This window comes from Hymenobacter telluris (assembly GCF_017313265.1).
Lineage (GTDB): Bacteria > Bacteroidota > Bacteroidia > Cytophagales > Hymenobacteraceae > Hymenobacter > Hymenobacter telluris.
In genome coordinates this window covers 38803-61153 of record NZ_JAFLQZ010000014.1, presented here as the reverse complement: position 1 = coordinate 61153, position 22351 = coordinate 38803, and the positions used below count along the sequence as shown (strand labels likewise).

Annotated in this window: 14 protein-coding genes; 9 read left to right on the top strand and 5 right to left on the bottom strand. The window is 58.0% G+C overall.

Annotated elements, in window-relative coordinates; all coding sequences use genetic code 11:
* Window positions 1–55 precede the first annotated feature (55 nt).
* Window positions 56–2539, bottom strand: coding sequence for a TonB-dependent receptor (locus J0X19_RS17970; protein ID WP_206985803.1), 2484 nt, complete (start codon window positions 2537–2539; stop codon window positions 56–58).
* A gap of 197 nt (window positions 2540–2736) precedes the next feature.
* Between J0X19_RS17970 and J0X19_RS17965 the strand changes: the two genes are divergently transcribed.
* From J0X19_RS17965 to prmA, 4 genes are all read left to right on the top strand, one after another.
* Window positions 2737–3552, top strand: a complete 816-nt coding sequence (locus J0X19_RS17965; protein WP_206985802.1) for a hypothetical protein — start codon at window positions 2737–2739, stop codon at window positions 3550–3552.
* A gap of 50 nt (window positions 3553–3602) precedes the next feature.
* The gene (tpiA, locus tag J0X19_RS17960) at window positions 3603–4367 is read left to right on the top strand and encodes a triose-phosphate isomerase (protein WP_206985801.1); all 765 of its coding nucleotides are present in this window, start codon (window positions 3603–3605) and stop codon (window positions 4365–4367) included.
* Window positions 4368–4493: 126 nt separating this feature from the next.
* Window positions 4494–4877 carry a DUF6150 family protein gene (locus tag J0X19_RS17955; protein WP_242582920.1) on the top strand — a complete coding sequence of 128 codons (384 nt, stop codon included), beginning with the start codon at window positions 4494–4496 and terminating at the stop codon, window positions 4875–4877.
* A gap of 94 nt (window positions 4878–4971) precedes the next feature.
* Window positions 4972–5802 (top strand): 50S ribosomal protein L11 methyltransferase, encoded by an 831-nt coding sequence (prmA, locus tag J0X19_RS17950; protein WP_206985800.1) that lies wholly within the window; start codon window positions 4972–4974, stop codon window positions 5800–5802.
* Window positions 5803–5919: 117 nt separating this feature from the next.
* Here the strand turns inward: prmA and J0X19_RS17945 are convergent, their stop codons facing one another.
* Window positions 5920–6261, bottom strand: a complete 342-nt coding sequence (locus J0X19_RS17945; protein WP_022825463.1) for a hypothetical protein — start codon at window positions 6259–6261, stop codon at window positions 5920–5922.
* A gap of 233 nt (window positions 6262–6494) precedes the next feature.
* Window positions 6495–7640: a substrate-binding domain-containing protein gene (locus tag J0X19_RS17940; protein ID WP_242582917.1), complete on the bottom strand. Its 1146-nt coding sequence runs from the start codon at window positions 7638–7640 to the stop codon at window positions 6495–6497.
* A 426-nt stretch (window positions 7641–8066) separates the two neighbouring features.
* On the opposite strand from J0X19_RS17940, the gene J0X19_RS17935 reads away from it, so the two are divergent.
* The 3 genes from J0X19_RS17935 (at window position 8067) to J0X19_RS17925 (ending at window position 12723) form a co-directional block, all read left to right on the top strand.
* Window positions 8067–9593 carry a xylulokinase gene (locus J0X19_RS17935; RefSeq protein ID WP_206985798.1) on the top strand — a complete coding sequence of 509 codons (1527 nt, stop codon included), beginning with the start codon at window positions 8067–8069 and terminating at the stop codon, window positions 9591–9593.
* Window positions 9571–10902 carry a xylose isomerase gene (gene xylA / locus J0X19_RS17930; RefSeq protein WP_206985797.1) on the top strand — a complete coding sequence of 444 codons (1332 nt, stop codon included), beginning with the start codon at window positions 9571–9573 and terminating at the stop codon, window positions 10900–10902. The genes J0X19_RS17935 and xylA overlap by 23 nt, the downstream gene beginning before the upstream one ends.
* A gap of 216 nt (window positions 10903–11118) precedes the next feature.
* A complete protein-coding gene (locus J0X19_RS17925; protein ID WP_242582914.1) occupies window positions 11119–12723 on the top strand; it encodes an alpha-N-arabinofuranosidase in 1605 nt (534 codons plus the stop codon).
* 218 nt (window positions 12724–12941) lie between these two features.
* Here the strand turns inward: J0X19_RS17925 and uxuA are convergent, their stop codons facing one another.
* Window positions 12942–14114 carry a mannonate dehydratase gene (gene uxuA / locus J0X19_RS17920; protein ID WP_206985796.1) on the bottom strand — a complete coding sequence of 391 codons (1173 nt, stop codon included), beginning with the start codon at window positions 14112–14114 and terminating at the stop codon, window positions 12942–12944.
* Between the two features lie 210 nt (window positions 14115–14324).
* Window positions 14325–15146 carry an SDR family oxidoreductase gene (locus J0X19_RS17915; protein WP_206985795.1) on the bottom strand — a complete coding sequence of 274 codons (822 nt, stop codon included), beginning with the start codon at window positions 15144–15146 and terminating at the stop codon, window positions 14325–14327.
* A gap of 338 nt (window positions 15147–15484) precedes the next feature.
* Between J0X19_RS17915 and J0X19_RS17910 the strand changes: the two genes are divergently transcribed.
* Complete coding sequence (locus J0X19_RS17910) at window positions 15485–16504, top strand: LacI family DNA-binding transcriptional regulator (protein ID WP_206985794.1); 1020 nt, start codon at window positions 15485–15487, stop codon at window positions 16502–16504.
* A gap of 354 nt (window positions 16505–16858) precedes the next feature.
* Window positions 16859–22309, top strand: a complete 5451-nt coding sequence (locus tag J0X19_RS17905) for a hypothetical protein (protein ID WP_206985793.1) — start codon at window positions 16859–16861, stop codon at window positions 22307–22309.
* The last annotated feature ends 42 nt before the right edge of the window (window positions 22310–22351 follow it).

The following is a 22351-nucleotide window of genomic DNA, read 5'->3' as shown; positions in this document are numbered from 1 at the left end:
GTGGCAAGCCGTTCACTGACCTGCCACAGACTCCTGGCTCACATAAGCAAAGGTGCTAGAACTTGTAGCTCACGCTGCCGATAATGCTGCGCAGCTTTTGCGGGCTCATGGTGGTGTAGCCTACCCAGTATTGCTTGTCAGTGAGGTTGTCCACTTTAGCCGACAGGCGGAACTTGGGCTGGTCGTAGAATACGCTGGCGTTGAGTACTGTGTAGCTAGGCAGGGTAAATACGCTGAGGGTTGTGTTTTGCACGCGGTTGTCACTGGCATAGTTGCCGCCGAAGCCGGCGCCCAGGCCGCTCAAGGTGCCCGTAGGCTGGCGGTAGCTCACCCAGGCGTTGGCCAGGTAAGGCGAAGAAGCCGTGTTGGGTCGCCGGCCGTTTTCAATTTCACTGGAGTTTTTCCACTCCGAGTGGTTATAGGCAAAACCGGCCACTATGTTCAGGCCTGTTATGGGGTTAGCCGTCAGGTTCAGCTCCACACCGCGGCTCATTTGCGTGCCGTTTTGGGTTTGTGCATTCGGAATACCGTTGTTGGCCCCCGGAGCACTTTCTGGTACCGGCGTAGACCGCAACAGGTCCTGCACCTGAATATCGTAGTAGCTCACGGTGGCACTCACTCGGCCATCGGCTGCATCAAGCTTCACGCCGCCTTCCCACTGGTTGGCTTGCTCGATTTTCGAGGTCCGAGCTTGGCGGTTCACGTCGATGTACGTACCGTCGGTGGGGTTCTTGAAGCTGTTCTGATAGTTGGCAAACAGGGCCACCCGGTCTTTCACCGGCTGATATACCAGGCCGAACTTGGGCGACAACGAGGTTTGCGAATACGCCATGTTGGGGCTGTAAGAAATACCGCCTTTGTTATCGAAGTGGTCGAGGCGCAGGGCGGCCAGCACGCTGAGTTTGTCGGTCAGGTTGAGCACGTCCGAAACGAAGGCGCTATAGGTGTTCGACTTGGTGGTAACCAGGTAGTGAGGCGGTGGGGTAGTAGCGTAGAGTGCCGCCAGAGCCGTGCCGTTGAAGGTGCGGTAGTTGTAGCCCGGCACGTTCACTACGGGTACTGCATCGAAGCCGCCACCCAGGAAATTCACGTCTGCATCAATGCGCAGGAAGTCTAAGCCCAACACCACGCGGTTGCGCAGGCTGCCCACGTTGAAGTCGCCATTAAATAGCTGCTGTACTTCCCAGATCTGCCGCTTGCTGTTCTGAGTGGATTGGTCGGCGCGCGAGAGGGTTACCGCCTGGGTAGCACTATCAACCGGGTTCAGGTAGAAATAAGGGCCCGCACCGTCGGAAAAGCTGTGGCTGGACGTCAGGAAGGTGGTCGAAGTGAAGTTAGGCGAAATGCGGTACTGCACCTGCCCAAACAGGTTGGTGCTGCGCGAGTCCTGAATCAGGCCCGGCCCCAGGTACGACTGGCGGTAGTCCAGCGGCGCTTTGTCGGCCCGGTTGAAGCCCAGCGCCGACGAGGGGAAGTAAAAGAAGACAAGCTGCTTGCCTACGCCTCGGCCCTGGTACACTTCGGCATCAACGTTGACGGTTAGCTTATCGGAAGGGCGCCATTGCAGGCTCGGGGCTACGGCCAGGTTTTTATTGAAGCCAGTATAGCCCGCGCTTTGGAAGTTGTCTTCGTAGGTGTAGGCCGTGTTCAGGCGGAAAGCTAGTTTCTGAGGCTGGTCGGCGGGCGTATTGGGGTTTACCAGGTTCACATCGGCACTCACGCGGTGAAAGCCATAGCTGCCGGCGGCCACCGTGGCTTCGCCCCCAAAGGTGTCTGAGGGCTTCTTCGTCACGCGGTTCAGCAGGCCACCGTACGAGGTCAGGGCCGAGCCGAACAGGGTAGCCGACGGGCCTTTGATGACTTCCAGCTTCTCCAGGTTCACCGCGTCAATGTCGCTGGTGACGTTGCCGGCCACGCCGTTGCGCAGCTGGCTCGACAGCACGAAGCCCCGCGAAGCGTAAAAAGCGCCGCCGTCGCCGCCGCGGCCGGTGGCGTCCCACATCTTCTGGAGGCCGGGCACGTTGCGCGTAGCGTCGTCCACGGTGAACACCAGCTGCTCGGTCAGCAGCTCCTTGCCCACGGTAGCATATACCTGCGGGTTTTCCAGGTTCTTAAGCGGCATCTTGCCCACGTACGCTGACTCCTTACGGGCAAACTTGTTGGTTTGAGCGCCCTGTACCACCACTTCCTTCAACTGCTCGGTGCTGGCCACCAACTGGAAATCCTGGGTACTGGTTTGGCCAGCTTCTACCTGCACCGGCCGCTCCTGGGTGCTGTAGCCCAACAGCCGTACCCCCAATGAGTAAGTGCCGGGGTTCAGCCCGCCAATGCGGTAGTCGCCGCTGTTGTTGGTGGTAGCGCCGCGGGTAGTGCCCTGCACTCCCACCGAAACACCCACGGCGGGCTGCCCGTTAGGGGTGGTGATATGGCCCTGCACAACGCCCCGCTGGGCATAAGCTGGCAAAGAGGCCACAACAAGCAACAAGAAAAGCAGAGTAGTAAACGGCTGCCGCAGCAGACGCGTGGTAAGAGCGTGCATGAAGTTTTGCAATAGGTTGAGGCTGCAAAATTCGCTCAGAAAACTTTATTGTTTAGAATCTTTACAAATAAAGTTTAGAATTATTTCAAATAACGGATTCAACAACAAATGTATTTAACTGAAAATAAGCACTCTAGTTCTTTACCATCCCGTTGCTAAGTACGTACTTGCTCTTTCACGCCATTCACTACCACGCTATGGATACCATGCTTACTCACTCCTCTGGTGCTGATACCCCGTTTCTATCGTCCTCCCAAAGCCGGGTGTGGCGCTGGCTGGCGGCCGTTGCCATCTTAGGTAGCATTGCGTTGAATTACTACTCCAATGCTTTTCCTTTTAATGGGCAGAGCATGGGCATGGTCTCGGCCAAATACCCTACGCTACTTACGCCGGCCGGCTATGCGTTTTCCATCTGGGGCCTGATTTTTCTGGCCCTAACCGTGTATGCCGTGTGGCAGCTGCTACCTGCGCAACGCGCCAACCCCCTGCCCGACGCCATAGCGCAGCCTCTCACGCTGGCCAGCGTAGCCACTGCGCTATGGGTGGTGCTGTTTGCGTATGAGCGGCTGCTGCTCAGCTTGCTGACCATGCTTGTCATTTTGGGCGCGCTTGCCATTACGTATGGCCGAGCCCGGCGGCTGGTGCTGGCCGGGGCCGCGCCGCGTTGGACTAGCGTGCCGTTTGCCTTGTACCTAGGCTGGATTTCGGTGGCTACCACCATCAACTGCATAATTGGGCTGCAACGCCTGGGCTGGGAGCCCGCTCTTAATGTGTCGGTGCTGCTGGCGCTGCTACTGCTGGCGGTAGTAGTTGGGTTGGGGCTGCTGGTAAGCCGCGAGTTCAGAGAGATGGTGTTTCCGCTGGTGGTAGCGTGGGCACTGGTGGCCATTTGGGTGGCGCAGCGCGGAGCCTACCCCGAGTTGGGCTGGGCCGCCCTGATAGGAGCGGTGGTAGTGGCGGCAGGCGGCCTAGTGCTGGCGGCGGGCCGGGGCCGGCACGTGGCGGACGTCTGATTTGTGGCGTACCTTGCGGGCCTATCTTCTTCACTTCAACTCCGCACTCCATGCGTAAAAACCTCGTTGCCGGCAACTGGAAAATGAATACCACCTACCAGGACGGCCTGGCCCTGGTATCCGAAATCACCAATATGGTGCAGGATGAAGTTACCGGCTCCGATGTAGAGGTGGTGATTTGTCCGCCGTTTCCGTTTTTGGCCGCCATTGGCAAGCAGCTTCCCGAAAACAGCCGTTTTCATTTGGGCGCGCAGAATTGCAGCCAGAAGGAAAGCGGGGCCTACACTGGTGAAGTATCGGCCAGAATGCTGCAATCAGTGGGCTGTGAATACGTAATTCTGGGCCACTCGGAGCGCCGCCAGTACTTCCGCGAAGACAACGAGCTACTGAGCCAGAAGCTGAAAGCCGCCCTGGCCACCGGCCTGAAACCCATTTTCTGCGTGGGCGAATCCCTGGAAACCCGCGAAGCCGACGACACTTTCAAGTTCATCAGCCAGCAGTTGCAAGAAGGCTTATTTCACCTCTCCAACGAGGAATTCGACCAGGTGGTAATTGCCTATGAGCCCATCTGGGCCATCGGAACCGGTAAAACAGCCACCAGCGCCCAGGCGCAGGAGGTGCACGCCTACATCCGGGAGCAGATTGCCCAAGCCTACGACGCCGAAGCCGCTCTGAATACTACCATCCTGTACGGCGGCTCGGCCAACGCGCAAAACGCCCGTGAGCTGTTCAGCCAGCCCGACGTAGACGGCGGCCTCATCGGGGGGGCTTCCCTCAAGTCGCGCGACTTTACAGATATTATTAAGTCGTTCTAAATTCAGCAATTAGAAGTAAGAGTTTAGAACTTAGAGGATGGCTCTGGTGGTTTGGCGTACCACTTAGGCAGGTTCTTTGCACATGGCGGTTTTCTGGGTCCTAAATTCTTCTTCTCAACTCCACCTATGCTCTCTGCCTTCCTTGTCTCTGGTTTGCTGGCCCTGAATCCGTTTGCTGCGCCTGCCCCGCGGGTGCCGTTCGTGGCGGCGGCACCGGCCCGCGCCATCGAGCCGTGCCGGATTTATGGGTCGGTGTATTTAGAGCGGGACCCGCGCCGCCGGGGCTACTGTTTTGGGGTGGTGTACGTGGAACCCGAAGAAGGCTTTGCCGATTTGCTGGTGTTTCCTGAAGACAATAAGCTGTTCGCCGACAAACCCGGCCTCTGGTACTTCACCGAAGCCCGCGACTTTGCCGATTACGCCCTGTTCGTGACCGACAACCGCGGCCTAGCCGACTTCAGCATCCACTACACCAAAGTGCGGTCCTTTGCCGGTTGCCGAAAACAGTAGGCGTAAGCCGGACTCTAGCGCTTTCCTCCGACCTTTGCCGTTCCACACCCGTTGTGTGGAACGGCTTTTTTTGCTCTTTTACTGACACGTACTTATGGATTTTGTAGAACTGCGCGTGCAGGCCCCCCGCGAATTGGCCGACATTCTGGTAGCCGAGTTGGCCGAAGTTGGCTACAACACCTTCGAGGACAACGACGAAGGCTTTTGCGCCTACATCGACGAAGACCAATTCGCGCCCGATGCCGTGGCCGAAATCATGAGCCGCTACGAAGGTATCGGCGAGCTAACCCACGAGCACCGCGTGATTACGCGCCAAAACTGGAATGCCGAGTGGGAAAAAAACTTCGAGCCACTGGTTATTGCCGATAAGGTATCGGTGCGGGCACCGTTTCATGAAGCACGGCCCGACCTGGAATACGAAATTGTAATCATGCCGCGCATGTCGTTCGGTACCGGCCACCACGATACCACGGCCCTCATGATTACCAACCAGCTCGACATCAACCATCAAGGCAAGCGGGTGCTGGATATGGGTTGCGGCACGGGTATTCTGGCCATCATGGCCGTGCACCTGGGCGCGAACTACGTGCTGGCCGTGGACGTGGAACCCTGGACCGCCGAAAACGCCGCCGACAACGCCCTCGAAAACAACGTGCAAGACAAAGTGGAAGCCCGTCTCGGCGACATCACCGCCTTGGAAGGGGAGGAGCCGTTCGATATTATTCTGGCCAACATCAACCGCAACGTGCTCCTCGAAGACATGGGGGCGTACGGCCAGTATCTGAAACCCAACTGCCCTATTCTGTTTTCCGGTTTCTACGAAGAAGACCTACCCTTGATCCGGGAAGCGGCCGAGCGGCACGGCTTGCGCTACGAAAACCACCGCACCCAAAATCATTGGGTATCGGCGGTGTTCTACAAGTAAGGAGCCAGGAGGTAGAAGCGAAGAAGTCAGGAGCCTGTAGAATCCATTAACGCCATTGGTTAATAATTCTACAGGCTCCTGACTTCTTCGCTTCTACCTCCTGGCTCCTGTCTACTATTAGAGGCAGAGAGCCAGCCATTCTTCATCGGAGAGGCCGTAGTCGATGGGGTTTTCGTGCACCAAGGCCCGGTTGCTGAGCTTGGGTAAAATGTTCTGCGGCGGCACCAGATAGTCGCTGGCAATCCGGTCAAGGGCGGCGCGGCCGCGGCGTACGATAATGGTACCGCACTCCGGGCGTTCTTGTATCACAGGGTCAACGAGCAGCAACAGGTCACGCCACTCGGCTACCGTCGCCGACGATTTACCGAGGCGTTCCGTTATGTCGTCGCGTAAGTTCTGTACTACGCGCAGCAGCGCGTTCGGGGCAAGGGCGGAAAGCCGAGAAGCAGCGTTAAGCATAGTAGTAAAAAGGAGTACCCTAAATAATACGCAGTTGGGGTTTGGAAAGATACCCTTTTAGCGGAGGATAGCCGATAGATTTCAAAGAAATAATATAGCCATAAACCATATTTCTTCAAGAAAATGCTCTTCGCTCATCGAGGCAGATTGTTACTGGCAATGTTCAACGGAATGGGTTGGATACCGGCCTCAGTCAAGCCCTGCTCACAACTGATATTCCGTTTTCTCTCCTATCATATGTTGAGCTTGAAGAAGCTGGCTTGACCTTTCCCTTTCAACGACGACTGCCGAATAACCAGGTCGCCGGTAATCACGAAGGTGCGGGGCTGGAACTGCTCTTTCTGCTGAATCTGCTCCAGAAACAAGCGGGCCGCCTGCTGTCCAATCCGGTGCGGGTGCAGGTTCACGGTGGTCAGGCCCGGCTCAATCATTGAAGCCATAAACTCGTCGCCGAAGCCTACTACCGCCACCTCTTCCGGTACCCGCACCTGCCGGGCTTTCAGCGCAATCAGCAAATCAAAGGCATTCACGTAGTTGATGGCAAAAATGGCATCGGGTGGATTGGGCAGGGCCAGCCAGGCATCCAGGGCCGCCACCGCCGACTCCGTCCGGAAGTCGATGTGTGCCCGTAGCTCATCAAGGATTGGCAGCTTGTATTTCTGGAGGGCGCTCAGGTAGCCCGCCAGCCGGTTGCGGCTAATCAGCAACGACTCGGGGCCGGCCAAGATGGCAATGCGCCGGGCGCCCTGCTCAATCAGGTGCTCGGTTACGTGAAAAGCGCCGTTCCAGTCATCCAGAATCACCTTGGCGCTGTCTACCTCGTTGCTGACCCTATCAAAGTGAATCACCGGAATACCCCGGCAGGCCTGGGGCTTCACGTGGTCGAAGTTTTCGGTTTCGCGCGAGTGGCAAATCAGCAGGCCATCCACACGGCTGGCAATCAGGGCCTGCACGTTGCTGACCTCGGTGGCGTACGATTCCTTGGACTGGCAAATCATTACCCGGTAGCCCGCTTCGGCCGCTACCTGCTGAATCCCGCTGATGGCCGTGGCAAAAAACGGCCGCTCAATATCCGGAATAACCACCCCGATGGTATTGGTTTCACTGCTTTTGAGGCTCTGCGCCAGAAGGTTGGGCTGGTAATCGAGCTGCCGCGCCACGTCTATAATGGCCTGCCGAGTGGTGGCACTGATATCGGAGTGCCCGTTTAGCGCTCTTGATACGGTGGACGGCGCCACGCCCAGGGCTTTGGCTACGTCGCTGATAGTGGTTTGGCGGCGCTTGCGCTCCGGAACAGCCAGCGGCTTTTCGTCGGTGAAATGAAAGTTGCAGGCTTTGCACTGGTAGCGTTGCCGGCCCCGCACGAATCCGGCCCGCATTACGGAATCAGCTAGCTGGCATTTGGTGCATTTAATCATGGCGAGAATGTGATTATTTGAAACTGAGGCAAGCCTTCGCCCGAATTATCCTTCTAAGTAAATACATGATTTGGAAGTATAATATACCATTTTTATTTCGGGCGAAAAGAATAAGCCTTCAGCTATCGGCAGCGTTTCCGGCAACGATTCAGATAGGTTTTGTTTGAATACAGGCTGTTTTGCCTGTTTTTTTATGATTGTAGTATGTCGTTCTGCACTATATTCGATAGTTGAACAGCCAAAACAACCGCAACCGATAGTTTTCTGCTGGTATCAAACCGATAGCTGAAGGTTTACTGGATAATTGAATTTTCCGTTGTCGGCAAAAGTAAGCATAGTTCTGCCGGCCCCGCTCTCCCACCCCTTGTTTTCGAACCTTTCCAACGTATGAAATACCTGCTTGGCTACGACATTGGTAGCTCCTCGATAAAGGCGGCCCTGCTCAGCGTAGACACCGGCCAGTGCGTGGCCAGCGTCACGTCGCCGAGTACCGAGATGGAAATCACGGCGCAGGTGGCCGGCTGGGCCGAGCAACGCCCCGAGCGGTGGTGGCAGGAGGTGGTGAATGCCACCCAGTTGCTGAAGCAGAAATACGCCTTCGATCCGGCGTTGGTGGCGGGCATCGGCATCACCTACCAAATGCACGGGCTGGTCCTGCTCGATAAGGCCGGCCAGGTGCTGCGCCCCGCCATTATCTGGTGCGACAGCCGGGCCGTGGAATTTGGCAACCAGGCATTTGCCGCGCTGGGCGAAACCTATTGCCTGGATAACTACCTGAACTCGCCGGGCAACTTCACGGCTTCCAAGCTGAAGTGGGTGAAGGAAAACGAGCCCGAGTTGTACGCCCGCATTCATAAAATACAGCTGCCCGGCGACTACATTGCCTATCAGCTGACCGGGCGCATGCAAACCACGGTTTCGGGCTTGTCGGAAGGCGTGTTCTGGAATTTCCGGGAGCAGGGCATTGCCTATGATTTGCTGGCTTACTACGGCATCAGCCGCGAACTGCTGCCCGAGGTAGTCGATACTTTCTCCGAGCAAGGCCAACTGACTGCCGAAGCAGCGCAGGAGCTAGGCTTGCACGCCGGCACGCCCATCAGCTACCGGGCCGGCGACCAGCCCAACAATGCCTTCTCGCTGAACGTGCTGCAACCCGGCGAAGTAGCCGCCACCGCTGGTACCTCGGGTGTGGTGTACGGCATCACCGATGCTCCGGCTTCCGACCCTCAGTCGCGCGTGAATGCCTTTGTACACGTAAACAGCACCATCGAGCAGCCGCGCAACGGAGTGCTGATGTGCGTGAACGGTACCGGTATCCTGAACAGCTGGCTGCGCAAAGTGGTGGGCGAGCTGCCCTACGAAACCATGAACCAGCTGGCCGCGCAGGCCCCGGTGGGCGCCGATGGCCTGCTGTTCCTGCCCTTCGGCAACGGTGCCGAGCGGATTCTGGAAAACAGCCCCACCGAAGCCGAACTGCACGGGCTGAGCTTCAACATCCACTCGCGCAACCACGTGCTGCGCGCCGCCCAGGAAGGTATTGTGTATGCGCTGCACTACGGTCTGGACATCATGCGCAGCATGGGCGTACCGATGCAAACCGTGCGCGCCGGCAATGCCAACATGTTTTTGAGCCCGGTTTTTCGCGAGGCTTTCGTGAATACTGCCAACGTAACGCTGGAACTCTACAATACCGACGCCGCCCAGGGTGCTGCCCGCGGGGCCGGCATTGGGGCCGGCGTGTACGCCAGTGCCGCCGAAGCCTTTGGCAGCCTGGAGCGCATTCTAACGCTGGAACCCACCCCGGCGCTGCAAGAACAATATCAGGCCGCGTATGCCCGCTGGCAACAGGCTCTTACTAACCAGATTCTTCCATCTACAACCACCCCCTCGAATGTCGCTCAGCACGCTTTCTAAGACGGAATTTTTCACGGGCATCGAGCCCATCAAGTACGAAGGCCGCGAGTCGGACAACCCGCTGGCATTTAAGTGGTACGACCCGACCCGCGTGGTAGCCGGCAAAACCATGCAGGACCACCTGCGCTTCGCGGTATCGTACTGGCACACGTTCACGGGCACTGGCGGCGACCCATTCGGCCCCGGCACCAAGCAGTTTGCCTGGGACGCGCACCACGAAATTGTGGGCCGCGCCAAAGACAAGGCTGATGCAGCCTTCGAGTTCTTCACCAAGCTCGGCACGCCGTACTACTGCTTCCACGACATTGACTTGGTGGACGAAGGCGCTTCGTTGAAAGAGTACGAAAGCAACCTAAGCACGGTGGTTGACTACCTGAAGGAGCACCAGCAGGAAAGCGGCGTGAAGCTGCTGTGGGGCACGGCCAACGTGTTTTCCAATCCGCGCTACATGAACGGCGCCAGCACCAACCCCGATTTTTCGGTGGTGGCCTACGCTGGCACGCAAGTGAAAAACTCCATTGATGCTACCATTGCGCTGGGGGGTGAGGGCTACACCTTCTGGGGTGGCCGCGAGGGCTACATGACCTTGCTCAACACCAACATGAAGCGCGAGCTGGCGCACCTGGGTCAGTTCCTGACCATAGCCCGTGACTACGCCCGCAAGCAGGGCTTCACCGGCAAGTTCTTCATCGAGCCGAAACCCGCCGAGCCCACCAAGCACCAGTACGACTTCGACGCGGCCACGGTAATCGGCTTCCTGAAAGAGCACGGCCTGGAAAACGACTTCATGCTGAACCTGGAAGTGAACCACGCCACGCTGGCCGGCCACACGTTCCAGCACGAGCTGCAAGTAGCCGCCGACGCCAACCTGCTCGGCAGCATCGACGCCAACCGCGGCGACTACCAGAACGGCTGGGACACCGACCAGTTCCCGAACAACCTGAACGAGCTGACCGAGTCGATGCTCATCATTCTGGAGCACGGCGGCATCAAGCCGGGCGGCATCAACTTCGACGCCAAAACCCGCCGCAACTCCACCGACCTAGAGGACATCTTCATTGCCCACATTGCCGGAATGGACACGTTTGCCCGCGCTTTGGTGGTGGCCAACGACATTCTGGAGAAGTCGCCTTACAAGCAGTTCCGCACGGAGCGCTATGCCTCGTTTGATTCCGGCGACGGCGCGGCTTTCGAGAAAGGCCAATTGACTTTGGAAGACCTGCGCACCATTGCCCACAAATCGGGCGAGCCGGTGATGCGCAGCGGCAAGCAAGAGTGGCTGGAAGCCATCATCAACCAATACATCTAACCTAAAAACTGATAGCAGGTAACGGGTTGGCAGGCAACTGCCTGCTGACCCTTGGCTCACCGGGTGTGACTTGCTACCATAAAGAAATTACAAACGGAACCGGCCGGTCTTCGAAAGGGCGTGGGAACCCAGGGGAGGAGCCGGCCGGCGCTGTTTGTTATTTGTAAACGGGTATCTTGAGCACCACTGAGTTTTAACTTGCTGGTGCTCTTTTTTATGCCCTCTTTTTCCGTATCCCACCCGTTTACCAATTCCCGCCGCAAGTGGAAATTGGGTTTCTCCACCTTCCTAACTACTGGCTTAGCGCTGGCGCTGGCTGGGCCGGCCACGGCCCAAACCGTGCAGATGACCGTGCAGCCCGGCGACCCGAAGCTCATCGTTAGCAAGCACATCCAGGGCCAATTTGCCGAGCACCTGGGCCGCTGCATCTACGACGGTTTCTGGGTGGAGCCTGGCCTGAATGTGCCCAAGAAAGGCCGCATCCGTATGGACGTAGTGGATGCCCTCAAGAAAATACACGTGCCCAACCTGCGCTGGCCCGGTGGCTGCTTCGCCGATACCTACCATTGGCACGACGGGGTAGGGCCCACTGCCCAACGGCCCAAGATGCTGAACCTGTGGTGGGGTAATACGCTGGAAGACAATAGCTTCGGAACGCACGAATTTCTGGAGCTGTGCGACCTGCTGGGCACCGAGCCTTACCTGGCGGCCAACGTAGGCAGCGGCACCGTGCAGGAAATGAGCAACTGGATGGAGTACCTCAACTCCGACGAGGATACGCCCATGGTGCAGGAACGCCGCAAAAATGGCCACCCTGCGCCTTACAAAGTGAGCTGGTGGGGTATTGGCAACGAAAGCTGGGGCTGCGGCGGCAACATGACGGCCCAGTACTACACCGACGTGTACAAGCGCTACGCCACCTTCGCCCACGACTACCCCGGCACTCGGTTGAAGAAGATTGTGAGCGGGGCCAACGGCGACGACGCTAACTGGACCGAGACGTGCATGAAGAACATTCCGCTCAACCAGATGTGGGGCCTGACGCTGCACCAGTACACGCTGCCCACCGGCAGCTGGAGCGGCAGCAAGGGCAAAGCCACCGGGTTCGGCGAGCAGGAATACTTCAATACCCTGCGTAACGGGCTGCGCATGGACGCCATTGTGGCCAAGCACGCGGCCATCATGGACAAGTACGACAAAGACAAAAAGGTAGCGCTGCTGGTGGATGAGTGGGGCGTGTGGACTGATGTGGAGCCCGGCACCAACCCCGGCCACCTGTACCAGCAAAACACCCTGCGCGACGCCCTGCTGGCTGGCACCACGCTCAACATCTTCAACAACCACTGCGACCGGGTGAAAGGCGCCAACCTGGCCCAGGTGGTAAACGTGTTGCAGGCCGTCATCCTTACCAATAAGGAGAAGATGCTGCTCACGCCCACCTACCACGTGTTCGACCTGTACCAGGTGCACCAAGATGCCCAGTACCTGCCGCTGCAATTCAGCAGCCCCGATTACGTGCTGAACGGCGAGAAAATCCCGGCCCTGAATGCGTCGGCCTCGAAAGACAAAAACGGCGCGGTGCACATTTCCCTGGTCAACCTCGACCCCAAGAAAGCCCTGACGTTGGAAACGGCGCTGCCCGGCGTGCAGTGGAAAACGGTAACCGGCCGCGTGCTGACCTCAGCCAACGTGAGTGACCACAACACGTTCGAGAAGCCCAACGCTGTGCAGCTAGCCGATTTCAAAGGCGCCAAGAAAAAAGGTGAAACCCTGGCCGTGACGCTGCCCGCCAAATCCATAGTAGTGCTGGAATTGAAGTAGCCAGTCAAGTTTACAGCAAAGCAAAAGCGCCCACTCAACTTATTGAGCGGGCGCTTTTGCTTTGCTGTAAGTTCTGAAGCAGAACGGATTCTCGCTTGAACGGTGTAGAAACGCGACACTTCGCGTCTCGTCGTTGCTGATGTTGTTCAATCTGTTCGTTCGAGTGGCGCGAACGACGAGACGCGAAGTGTCGCGTCTCTACACCGTTCAATATTCCATCACAAAGCGGACAGGCTACGCGTGATGCCTATTTCCAAGCCTCGTAATTCAGCTAGGCCGCGCAGGCGGCCGATGGCGGAATAGCCGGGGTTGGTTTTCTTGTGCAGGTCGTCGAGCATCTGGTGGCCGTGGTCGGGGCGCATGGGCAGGTTGGTTTGGCGCTGCTGCATTACGCGTACTAACTCGCGCATTACGGCGTACATGTCTACGTCGCCTTCCAAGTGGTTGGCTTCGTAGAAGTTGCCGGCTGCGTCGCGCTGGGTGCTGCGCAGATGAATGAAGTGAATCCGCTCGGTGAACTGCCGCACCATGGCAGGCAGGTCGTTGTCGGGGCGGACGCCGAACGAGCCGGTGCAGAAGCAGAGTCCATTACGCAAGGAAGGTACGGCATCGGCCAGGGCCTGCACGTCGGCGGCGGTGCTTACCACGCGGGGTAGCCCCAGGATGGGGTAGGGCGGGTCGTCGGGGTGAATGGCGAGGTTGATGCCCACTTCTTCGGCCACCGGTACAATTTCCTGCAAGAACAAAATCAGATGTTCCCGCAGCTTGGCGGCATCAATACCATCATAGGCATCCAAGGCCTGCTGAAACTGCTGGAGCGTGAAGCTTTCCTCGGAGCCCGGCAAGCCCGCAATGATGTTGCGCTGTAGCAGCTGCTTTTCGTCGTCGCTCATGCCGGCTAGGCGGGCTTCGGCGGTGGCCAGCTCCTCGGCGGTGTATTCTTCGGCGGCGCCGCGCCGCTTCAGCAGTAGCGCATCAAAGGCCACAAAGGCGGCTTTCTCGAAGCGCAGAGCTTTCGAGCCATCTTCCACCTCGTAGGCTAAGTCGGTGCGGGTCCAGTCGAGCACCGGCATGAAGTTGTAAGTGACCGTGAAGATGCCGCAGGCCGCTAAGTTGCGCAGGCTCTGCTGATAGTTGCTGATGTGTTGCTGGAAAGCACCAGTGCGGGTTTTGATTTGCTCGTGCACCGGTACGCTTTCCACCACGCTCCACGTCAGGCCAGCGGCGGCAACTTCCTGCTGCCGCTTCCGGATTTCTTCCACCGTCCATACCTGGCCGTTTGGAATGTGGTGCAGCGCCGTTACCACGTCGGTGGCGCCGGCCTGGCGGATATCGGAAAGGCTAACGGGGTCCTTGGGGCCGTACCAGCGCCAGCTTTGAATGATGGGCATATTATGTCTGGTTATTTAATTGAATTTAAAACAGAATGTCATGCTGAGCTGGTCGAAGCATCTCTGCCGCCAAAGTAAATCATATACCAGCGCGGTAGAGATGCTTCGACCAACTCAGCATGACAAAATCAGTTGGGCAACCTCAGCACGCCAGATTCCTCGCATGCTCGGAATGACATGCCCTGTTAGTTGTGCGTCGTATTCTTTTGGCTACACCCCGCTATACGCGTTGAAGCCGCCATCTACCAGCACGGTTTCGCCGGTTACGAAGCGGGAGGCGTCGCTGAGCAGGTAGATGAGGGTGCCGGTTAGCTCTGCGGCCTCCCCGAAACGCTGGAAGGGCGTGTGGTTGATGAACTTGCGGGCCCGGTCGGTGGGGCTGCCGTCGGGTTGGAGCAGGAGGTTGCGGTTTTGCTCGGTCAGGAACACGCCGGGCGCAATGGCGTTCATGCGGATGCCGCCGCCGTAGCGCAAGCCCAGCTCCACGGCCATCCATTGCGTGTAGGCTTCCACTGCTTTCTTGGCCATCGTATAGCCCAGCACCCGCGTCAGGGGCCGTTGCGCCGTCAGGCTCGATATGTTCACGATGGAGCCTTTGCCTTTCTCGGCCATTACCCGGCCAAATATGGTGGTCGGAATTACCGTGCCGAACAAATTCAGGTCCACGGCCCGGCGGGTATCTTCCAGGCTGAAATCAAACAAGTCCTGGTCGGGGCCGACGGTGGCGCCGGGCATATTGCCGCCGGCGGCGTTTACCAGGCCGTCCACGGTGCCCCAGGTGGTCAGGATTTCGTTGCAGGCGGCCTGCATTTTGTCTTTGTCGAGCACATCAGCCAGCACGGCAATGGCCTCGCCCCCAGCAGCTTTAATGGCCGCAACCCGCTCAGCAGCCCGGTCGGCGTCGCGGCCCAGAACCGCCACTTTGGCACCGGCTTCCGCCACGGCCAACGACAGCGCCTCGCCTAAAATGCCCGTTGCGCCCGTCATGACGATTACTTTGCCGCGTAGTGAAAATTGGTCGAGTGAAGACATAAAACGGGAGGCTCTGCCAGAAAGTGAAATGAATGAGAATCGAAGAGAAATAGCCGTTGGCGACTACACGTAACCAATGCTGGTTTTGGCACTTTACAGCACGAATAACCGCACATTCAACAGGAGTTTATGGCTTTGAGGCTGGTTTATCTACGTAAACGTTTCCATCAGGCAGCCGAGCTGCTGGCCGCTGTTCGAGTGCTTGACTTAGCGCGTTGCCTACCACTTACAGGGCCAAATGCAGGCCTTGGCGTTACTGGAAATCCAGTAGTTTTACTTGCCACACGAAGCTGCACTACCCATTCCCGCCCACATTTTAGCGCCCATAAAGCGTCTCAATGAATCCAGTTAACTTAAAGCTACTCGCTCAAAAACTGAACCTGTCCATTGCCACGGTTTCCAGGGCCTTGCAGGACAGCCATGAGGTATCCACGCAAACCAAGGAGCGGGTGAAGGCCTTGGCCGCCGAGCTGAACTACCAGCCGAATGCCTACGCCAGCAGCTTGCGCCGCAACGTCAGCAAAACGATTGGGGTGGTTATCCCGGAGGTGAACAATCATTTCTTTTCGTTGGCTATCAACGGGATAGAAGCAGTGGCGCGTCAGCAAGGCTACCACGTTTTGATTTATCTCACCCACGAAGACCACGACCGGGAAGCCGACATTACGCAGTACTTAACCGGAGGGCGCGTGGATGGGCTGCTGATGTCGGTAGCGGCCAGTGCCAGCCAGGATTTCAGCCATTTAAAGAAGCTTTATGACAGCAAACCGGCCATTGTGTTCTTTGATCGGGTGTGCGAGGAATTGCCCACGGCCAGCGTCACGACCAACGACTACGAGAGTGGCTACCTTGCTACCCAGCACCTGATTGAGGCTGGCTGCCGCCATATTGTGCATTTAATGATTGCGGGTAACCTCTCAATTGGCCGCATGCGGATGCAGGGCTACCATGCCGCCTTGGAAAGCCACGGCATTGCCTTCGACGAAACCTTGGTAGTGAACGGCAGCGACGACGACGACGGCAACACCCACCTAATAACCGACCTGCTGCGCCAGCGCCCCGAAATAGATGGAATGTTTGCGTCGGTTGAGCGCCTGGCTATCAGTAGTTACCAGGCCTGCCAGGCCCTGGGGCGCGCTATTCCGGCTGATGTTAAAATTGTAGGTTTCTCCAACCTTGGGGTGGCGTCTTTACTGAATCCGGCCCTAACCACTATCACTCAGCCAGCCTACGAAATCGGGCGGGAGGCGGCCACTATTTTGCTGCGGGCCATTGAAAAGAAACACCCGATTCTGCCTTCGCAAAGTGTGGTGCTAAACTCCACGCTCTTTCCGCGCCGCTCCACCGCCCGCGACTAGTTGTAGATAAGTTGTTGGAAAGAACTTTTAGGCTGACTCTCAGTTCGTTGAACGAGTGGTGGCTAAGTCGTGGTTATTAGGTTGAGCACGCTCAAAAGAGCCCTGTTATTCGGTGGCAGGCGGCTGCTTGCCCTTGCCTGTGGCGTGCCCAAAGCTAGGCAGCCAGCTAGGGGCGGCGCAGAAGTTGGACGGTACCTACCTGAAAATGGCTAAAATTGTGATTCTGAGCCCTCAATGCAACATGCTGCGGGAATGCCAGCTCTATTACCGAAATTGTAGGCGACTTATCACGTTCTGAGGGAATTCTCTATGAAGCAAGCTGCTTTCAGATGGCTTTGCATGGTGATGCTGGGGATGAGTACCCCTGGGCTAGCCCAGCAAACAAAGCCGCAACCATCTAAGCCCCAACAGCCTACCACGCCTGCCGGCGCTGCTGCCACGGCGGTACCCAAGTTTGCCGGCACGCTGTCGTCGGAGCCCTTCCAGTTCATGCAGGATGTGCAGCTGATGATGGCCACCACCAAAAGTGCCTCGGCTATCAGCTCCGGCATTCGGCTTCAGCAGCTCTGGGCCAGCAACAAGCTAACGGCCACTCAGCAGCGGAGCGTAATTGCGTTGTCGCAGGAGATGCTGAAGCTAGGCTACAAGCCCCGCCCGCACTTCGAGACGCTGTTTACGGGCTTGGTAGCGGGCGCCACGGTGCAGAACATGAACGACCAGCAAATGGACGGGCTGTTGGATGTGCTGGCCAAAACGGTGCACAACATTCCGGGGCCGGAAGCGGCCAAGTTTATTGCGTCTACCACCCAGTTTCTGGAAAACAAGGTGCTGTACAGTTCGCGCTACAACAAGCTGCGCGTAACGGGCGGTACCTTCTCGTTTGCCTACAACGTGGAAGACATGCCCAGCATGGCCCCGGCTCCTGCGCCGGTAGTAGCCCCCACGCCCACGCCTGCGCCCGCTACACCTGCTAAGCCCGGTGCCAAACCCGCCGCTAAGAAAGCCGCTCCCAAAAAACGCAGCAGCGACGGCTGGGACACCGCCGATATGTGGAGCGGCGGCAGCAGCAGCGGCTGGGGCGACGACGGCTGGGGCACCCCCGCCAAAAAAACGCCGGCCAAAACCCCCGCTAAAGCTGGTACTGCCGCCAAGCCCGCCGCCCCGGAGCCGGAGCCGGTATTTACGCCCGCTCCGTACTACGACAACTACGTGGCACCACCCACCAAAGGCCCGGTACTGGTGCTCAAAGATGCCGACCTGGTAATTTCCGCCAACGGTGACTCCGTTACCATCAGCAAAACCAGCGGCGCCGTGGTGCCCCTCACGGGCCACTTTGTGGGCTACGGCGGGCAGCACAACTGGCAGGTAAACGGCAACCCCGTTACGGCCGATTTGACTTCCTATGACTTCGAGTTGAGCCGCGCCGAGTTTACAGCCGAGCCAGTGATGCTCACGTACCCGGCCGTGCTGGAAGCCCCAGTGAAAGGGGCGCTGTCGTACAAGAGCGTGAAGAAAAAGCCGGGCGCTACCGATTCGGGTTACCCGCGCTTCATCTCGCTTACCAACAATGCCCGCGTGAAAAACATCGGCGACAACATGCGCTACTACGGCGGGTTCTCGCTGGCCGGGGCGCGCACGTTGTCGGCCTCGCTGGATGGGTCGTTGTCGCGCATTTTCGTGGATTTGGATGGCAAGCCCAAGTTTCGGGCGGCCAGCCGCGCCTACGTGCTCGGCGACTCGCTGATTACTGCCGACCGTGCTTCGGTAACCATTTTCGAAGACAAGATTGACTCACTCACCCACCCCGGCGTGAAGCTGAAGTTCTCGAAGAAGCGGCAGGTGTTGCAGCTGGCCCGCGAAAACGGCCTCTACAAAACCACGCCCTACTTCGATTCTTACCACCAGATGGAAATTACGTCGGAGCTGCTGACGTGGCCCATCACCACGCCCTACATCGACTTCTCCATTCTGACCGCCAAAAACCAGGTTACGGCCGGTTTCGAGAGTAAGGAATTTTATACCAACACCCGCTACCAGCAAATCAAATCCATCAACAAGCTGCACCCTTTGCAGCTGGTGGTGGGCTACAGCGCCGAAAACGGCAACGTGCGGCGCTTCACGGTGCAGGATGTGGCCACGTTCCGCAATATTCCGGCGGCCAACGTGCGCTCCACCGTGGCCGGGTTGGCGCGTGATGGGTACATCGATTGGAACGCGCAGACCCAGCAGATTACGCTGCGGCCCAAGGCACTGCACTACGTCAACTCGTCGCGCGGCAAGAAGGATTACGACCACATTGCCATCAAAAGCTTGTCGCCCTCGGGCAAAAACGCCACCCTCGACCTGAACAGCAACGACCTGATTGTGCGGGGCGTGGACCGGTTCAACTTCTCCGATGACTCGGCTACCGTATTCGTCCGGCCCGATTCCAGCATTATTCGCATCCAGAAAAACCGCGGCGTACTGTTCAACGGTACGGTAGTGGCCTCGGCTTTCGTATTCAAAGGCAAGGAGTTCAAGTTCGACTACGATGGGTTCTTTATCGACCTGGCTAAGATTGACTCGATTATCGTGAAGGGTAAAAACTCGAAAGGCTCGGTGATGAAAGCCAAAGCCACCGACTTCACGCTCACCAACAAGAAGAAGGAGTCGTCGGGTAAGCTCTACATCAACCACCCCAACAACAAATCGGGCCGCAAGAAGCTGGGGGCCTATCCTTCGTTTGATGCCAGCACCGGCGCCTACGTGTATTTCGACAAGCCGGAGGTGCTGGGCGGTGCCTACGATACCACGGTGTACTTCGATATTCCGCCGTTCAAGCTCGACTCGCTCAACAACAAAAACCGCGCGGCCGTGGGCTTTAAAGGCACGTTCGTGTCGGGCGGGATTCTGCCCCCCATCAAAACCAAGCTGGGCCTGATGGATGATGGCTCGCTGGGCTTCGATTACGCTCTGCCCAAAGAGGGTGTGCCGGTGTACGGCGGCAAGGCCCGGCTCTTCAACAAAGTGAAGATGAGCAACCAGGGTATTCAGGGCGACGGTGACTTGAAATACCTGACCGCCTCGCTGAAATCCGACCAGTTCGTGTTCTACAAAGACTCGGTGGTGACGGTAGGCAAAGCGGGCGTGGTACAGCCGGGTCCGCTGAACGGGGTGGAGTTTGCGAAGGTGAACCTGCCGGTGGGCTACCAGATGAAGTGGGCCGTGAAGTCGGATTCGATGTACCTGAGCAGCCAGCCCAACGGCCTGCCGCTGAAGATGTATGGCGACCAATACGGCTTCAAGGGCACGGCCACGCTCACGCCCGGCGGCCTCTACGGCGACGGGGGGATGGAAGGCCCACAGTCCTTTATTCGCTCCCCGAAAATGGCATTCAAGCCCACCAGTTACTCGGGTAAGAACTCCACGCTGAGCATCAAGTCGGCGGAGGTGAACAAGCCCGCCCTGACGGCCAACAACGTGGAATTTGCCTTCGACGTGAAGAACGCCAACACGTCGTTTGCCCGCATGGAAGGCGATAACAAGTCCAGCATCGACCTGCCGTACTCCGACTATAAAACCACGCTGTCGGGCGGTAAGTGGGACTTCAAGAAGAAGATTGTGCAGCTGAAAGTGGCACCCGGTGCCGACTCCACCCGCTCGTACTTCTACTCCACCAAGAAAGAGCAAAACGGCCTGAAGTTCCGGGCCGCTACCGGGCAGTACGACCTGGCGCGCTACCGCCTGGTGGCCGGCGGTGTACCCCGTATTGCCGCCGCCGACGCCTGGATTGAGCCCGATTCCAACAAGGTATATATCCTGGCCAACGCCGTGATGCGGCCGTTCCAGAACGCCAATATTGTGATGGACACGCTGGCCAAGTTCCACAGCCTCTACAAGGGTGCCGTGCAGGTAACTTCGCGTAACGCCTTCACGGGCAGCGCCTTGTACAGCTACAAGAATGCCGCCGCCGACTCGTTTGCCATCAAATTTGCCAACTTCCAAGTGGACTCGACCGGCACTGGCTTGGTACTGGCCAAAGACAAGGACGGCAAGCCTGCCAAGGTAAGCGCCAAGAAGCGCAAGCAAACCGACGAGCCGATAGCGCCGGCTACGTTGGCCGTGGCCAATATTCAGGCCACCGAGAAATTCCATCTGGCACCGCGGATTGCGTATCGGGGCGGCGTGAACATGAGTTCCAAGCAGAAAGGCTTCACCTTTGATGGGCAGGCCCGGCTGGAATTCAGCGACAAGCCCAACTCGGCCGAGTGGTTTGCCGTGCAGGATAGTATCGACCCCAAGGCGGTGCGCATCAAGGTGGTGGAGCCAAAAACCGACGACGGGCTACCCATGCTGACGGGCTTGTTCGTGTCGGACGATGCGGGCGGCATCTACCCGCTGTTTGTGGGCAGTAAGCCCTCGGCCACCGACATGAACCTGTTCACGGTGAACGGGCACCTGACGTTTGATGCCCGCAAGCGCATCTTCACCATTGCCAACCACGACCTGACCGACCCCAACATCTACGAAGGTTCCATGCTAACCTTCAACGACTCGACGGAGGCCATGAAGTTCCGGGGCAAGCTGAACCTGATTACCTCCAACAAGGACTACAGCATCACGGCGGCGGGCGTTGGTACCGGCAACGTGGACAGCAGCCGGTACGCGCTGGACGCCTTCCTGGCCTTCGACATCAACCTGCCCGAAAAAGCCATTGAGGCAATGGGTGCTGATATGGCGGCCAATACCAAAGGCTCGCCGGAAGCCCTTAATGGGTCGCAGGAAGAGTTTTACAAGCTGGGCGAGTTCATGGGCAGCAAGGCCGTGCAGAGCTACGCCGAGCGGCGCGGCAAGTACGAGCCCCTCCAGAAACTCTCGCCGAAGCTGCTGCACACGCTGGTGCTCAACAAAGTGGACCTGCGCTGGAGCCCGAAGTTCAAAGCCTGGTACTCGGTGGGTAAGATTGGCTTGGTGAGCGTGGGCAAGAAAGACTTGAACGTGCTGATTGACGGCCACATTGAAATCCGCAAGGAAGCCGGTGCCGATATTGTGGACGTGTACCTGGAGGCCGAGCCGCAAACCTGGTACTACCTCAAGTACTCGGGTGCGGCGCTGCTGGCCAAGGCCCAGCACGGCTCGTTCGACGAAATCATCGGCTACAAAGCCAAGGGCGACTACAACACGGCCACCCAGTACGGCTTCTACCTCGGCGACGACCAGGAGGTGCAGCAGTTCCTGACTCACTTCCGCAAGGACTACCTCAACGAGGACCCGAAAAAGAAACGTGCTATTGTAACATCGGCCCCGGCGGGTAGCAGCAACTTTGACGCGGAAGAGGAAACCGGCAAAAAGAAAAAGAAGAAGGGCAATGAGCCTGCCTTCGATGCCGATGGGATGCCGATAGAAGAAGCGCCCGTGAAAAAGAAAAGCAAGAAAGAGCTGGCCGCCGAAGCCAACGACCCCTTCGGTGGGGGTGACGCCAACGCTGCGCCTGCCGAGCCGGTAAAGAAAAAGAAGAAGGAAGAGCCCGCCGCCGACCCCGCTGCTGACGCTCCAACCGAGGATACCAGCAAAAAAGCGAAAGCGAAAGCCGAACCTGCCGCTGCTCCCGCTGAAGACCCCAGCAAGAAGCAAAAGGCCAAAGCTGAACCCGCTGCTGCCGAACCCGCCGATGCCGAACCTCCCGTAGACGCTAAGGCGGCCAAGAAAGAGGAAGAGCGCAAAGCCAAGGAGGCCGAAAAGCAGAAGAAAGAAGACGAGAAAAAAGCGAAGGAGGAAGAGAAGAAGAAGAAAGCCAAAGAAAACGACCCCTTCGGCGACTCCTGATAACCCAACGCCCCGGCCCCAAGCCGGGGCGTTGTTTTTAAT

Excerpts from the sequence above, each read along its gene's own strand:
- J0X19_RS17970 (WP_206985803.1), bottom strand. The coding sequence starts at position 2,539 with ATGCACGCTCTTACCACGCGTCTGCTGCGGCAGCCGTTTACTACTCTG.
- J0X19_RS17965 (WP_206985802.1), top strand. The coding sequence starts at position 2,737 with ATGGATACCATGCTTACTCACTCCTCTGGTGCTGATACCCCGTTTCTA.
- tpiA (WP_206985801.1), top strand. The coding sequence starts at position 3,603 with ATGCGTAAAAACCTCGTTGCCGGCAACTGGAAAATGAATACCACCTAC.
- J0X19_RS17955 (WP_242582920.1), top strand. The coding sequence starts at position 4,494 with ATGCTCTCTGCCTTCCTTGTCTCTGGTTTGCTGGCCCTGAATCCGTTT.
- prmA (WP_206985800.1), top strand. The coding sequence starts at position 4,972 with ATGGATTTTGTAGAACTGCGCGTGCAGGCCCCCCGCGAATTGGCCGAC.
- J0X19_RS17945 (WP_022825463.1), bottom strand. The coding sequence starts at position 6,261 with ATGCTTAACGCTGCTTCTCGGCTTTCCGCCCTTGCCCCGAACGCGCTG.
- J0X19_RS17940 (WP_242582917.1), bottom strand. The coding sequence starts at position 7,640 with ATGCGGGCCGGATTCGTGCGGGGCCGGCAACGCTACCAGTGCAAAGCC.
- J0X19_RS17935 (WP_206985798.1), top strand. The coding sequence starts at position 8,067 with ATGAAATACCTGCTTGGCTACGACATTGGTAGCTCCTCGATAAAGGCG.
- xylA (WP_206985797.1), top strand. The coding sequence starts at position 9,571 with ATGTCGCTCAGCACGCTTTCTAAGACGGAATTTTTCACGGGCATCGAG.
- J0X19_RS17925 (WP_242582914.1), top strand. The coding sequence starts at position 11,119 with ATGCCCTCTTTTTCCGTATCCCACCCGTTTACCAATTCCCGCCGCAAG.
- uxuA (WP_206985796.1), bottom strand. The coding sequence starts at position 14,114 with ATGCCCATCATTCAAAGCTGGCGCTGGTACGGCCCCAAGGACCCCGTT.
- J0X19_RS17915 (WP_206985795.1), bottom strand. The coding sequence starts at position 15,146 with ATGTCTTCACTCGACCAATTTTCACTACGCGGCAAAGTAATCGTCATG.
- J0X19_RS17910 (WP_206985794.1), top strand. The coding sequence starts at position 15,485 with ATGAATCCAGTTAACTTAAAGCTACTCGCTCAAAAACTGAACCTGTCC.
- J0X19_RS17905 (WP_206985793.1), top strand. The coding sequence starts at position 16,859 with ATGAGTACCCCTGGGCTAGCCCAGCAAACAAAGCCGCAACCATCTAAG.